Genomic DNA, 2,171 nt, shown 5'->3' on the forward strand with positions numbered 1-2,171 from the left:
TCAATCCAACTATAAAGTCGGGAAGCTTCACCAAATGGCAAGCTTTCATAATTAGCCCAAACTGACATCCCGTTAGAAGAAAACTGACTATATGTTGTTTTTCCTGGTCGTGACCTATTGTAAATTCCATTAAGCCATTCCTGACTCACTCTTCCATCCGGATCATACATCATCACCCGATTATTCATTACATTTTCTTCAAGAACGGCTGCCCCTGAGCCATTATTCTGATAACTCAACCGTACATTTCTTAGCTGATCGGTATAGTTGTAAATATACTTATTATTTCAAAATTGAAGACAAATGTAGTCATATACAGCAAAATAGACTGCTTCAAAAACGAAACAGTCTATTGTTTTCAAACTGAATGATTATATTCAGAGTGCCATTCCTATATACTCTTTCAAAGTTGCAAGTCTCCAAGAGTTAGAATATAATTAATTTTTACTACAATTAATATCTTAATTTCTTATCTTAACAACTCTACACTATAAACAAATAAAGCAAAGCTTACTATAATATAAAGCAATAAACATGAATATCCTGAAAAAGAAGTACGAAAACCATAGTTTTCATGCCTTTTTTTCTTTATATAATTATTTATTATCCAGAATAATCCTATACAAAACAATGTAATAGGGATAAAATAATTTTTAGTAGGATAATAGTTTTTCAGAAAAATAAAATTTAGCGTTGTTAAAATATTCATCCATAGGATAATTGTAAAAAATGTAGATGTAGAAAATATGGATATATCATTATTTCCTACTTTTTTTTGAAATTCAATAAAGTGAAAAATAATATAATTCAAAAATTTTGTCATTATTGATTAGTTTTTCTTCAAGAACTGCTGCTCCTGAGCCGTTATTCTGATAGCTCAACCGTACATTTCCTAACTGATTGGTATAGTTGTAAATATACTTATTATTTCAAAATTGCAGACAGATGTAGTCATATATAACAAAATAGACTGTTTCACTTTTGAAACAGTCTATCATTTTTTCATTAAACAAAATTCGATGATTCCAACATAATATTCGTAGGAACGTGTATATATTTCTTAAAAAACATTATCAAAATACTTCTCTTTTTATTTTACTTTATTTATCACTTATTGATATTTTTTCCAATCTATTTGACTCATCAAATAAAATGAAAAAACCAAATTAACGATCACAAACAAAACAAAACAGAACACGATCCATCCACCTGTTTGATCTTTATTTTTAGGTAGTTGGTCAAAATCTGCGATTATCCTTTTCGATTGATTTTGAGAGTGGAATATGAAATAATTAGCCAAAACAACAGTTATAACCAATAAGAAAGCTTCAATATTATTTTCAGACAAATGAATATAACGATTAAAAATAACTTTATAATAAATAAAAAGGGATGTAACAATAAAATATATAAGTACATCTAAGCTAAAGCTAGCTTTCCAATCAGACATCCATACAGAAGGACCTTTCTCATAATGTTTATATAATTTATAAAATAAATAATAGTACGCTTTTTTCATGTTTATTTTTTTTACAATCCTCCTGGCATATCTCTATAAATATTAAAACCTGGAATTACTTTTTGATTAGCTTCTATCATTCGAGAAACATCCATTATAGCACCAGGTAATTCTCTTTGCCTAGCCAACCTCCGGGGTAAAAAGCATCTACTCCAAAATACACTGCTCCCAATACAGGATTTACTTTTAATGAATAATAACCAATAGCTGTATTAACACCAAATTTTGTAGGATGTACAGCATTTTTGGATGTTGGATTATCATAATAATTAATTACACCAATTCCATCCATTGCAACAGCTGCTCCAAAAGTAAAACGGCCAATTACTTGTGCAACTGGTGCAGCTTTAATAAAAGTTCTTCCATTGCCATAAATATTATTTCCAAAAAACCTTACAGGAGCATTAGTATAATTGTAAATATACTTATTATTTCAAAATTGCAGACAAATGTAGTCATATATAGCAAAATAGACTGCTTCAGAAATGAAACAGCCTATTGTTTTTCTTTGAGTATAGGCGATGACGTTCACGCCATTGTTTTGTCTAAAATAATAAAGAAAAGAACAACTTTTTTACTTATGACTCGATTAATGGGATATCATCATAATTATCAACTTTAAGATTCAGAATATATTCTATAATTTTATCAA

3 protein-coding genes are annotated in these 2,171 nt (G+C 28.6%); all 3 read right to left on the reverse strand.

Translation table 11 applies throughout. The features are described from left to right. Positions 1 to 239, reverse strand: a 239-nt coding sequence (locus AOB46_RS23760) for a hypothetical protein (protein ID WP_206542273.1), incomplete at its 3' end; no start/stop codon positions are given. An 872-nt stretch (positions 240 to 1,111) separates the two neighbouring features. Then, entirely contained in the window at positions 1,112 to 1,519 is a 408-nt protein-coding gene (locus tag AOB46_RS22560) for a hypothetical protein (protein ID WP_062703642.1), read from the reverse strand. 94 nt (positions 1,520 to 1,613) lie between these two features. Continuing rightward, positions 1,614 to 1,811, reverse strand: coding sequence for a hypothetical protein (locus tag AOB46_RS22565; RefSeq protein ID WP_062703643.1), 198 nt, complete (start codon positions 1,809 to 1,811; stop codon positions 1,614 to 1,616). Positions 1,812 to 2,171 lie beyond the last annotated feature (360 nt).

This window comes from Chryseobacterium indologenes (assembly GCF_001295265.1).
GTDB classification, from domain to species: Bacteria; Bacteroidota; Bacteroidia; order Flavobacteriales; family Weeksellaceae; genus Chryseobacterium; species Chryseobacterium indologenes_A.

Coding starts and splice junctions, on each gene's coding strand:
- AOB46_RS22560 (WP_062703642.1), bottom strand. CDS start 1,519: ATGAAAAAAGCGTACTATTATTTATTTTATAAATTATATAAACATTAT.
- AOB46_RS22565 (WP_062703643.1), bottom strand. CDS start 1,811: ATGGATGGAATTGGTGTAATTAATTATTATGATAATCCAACATCCAAA.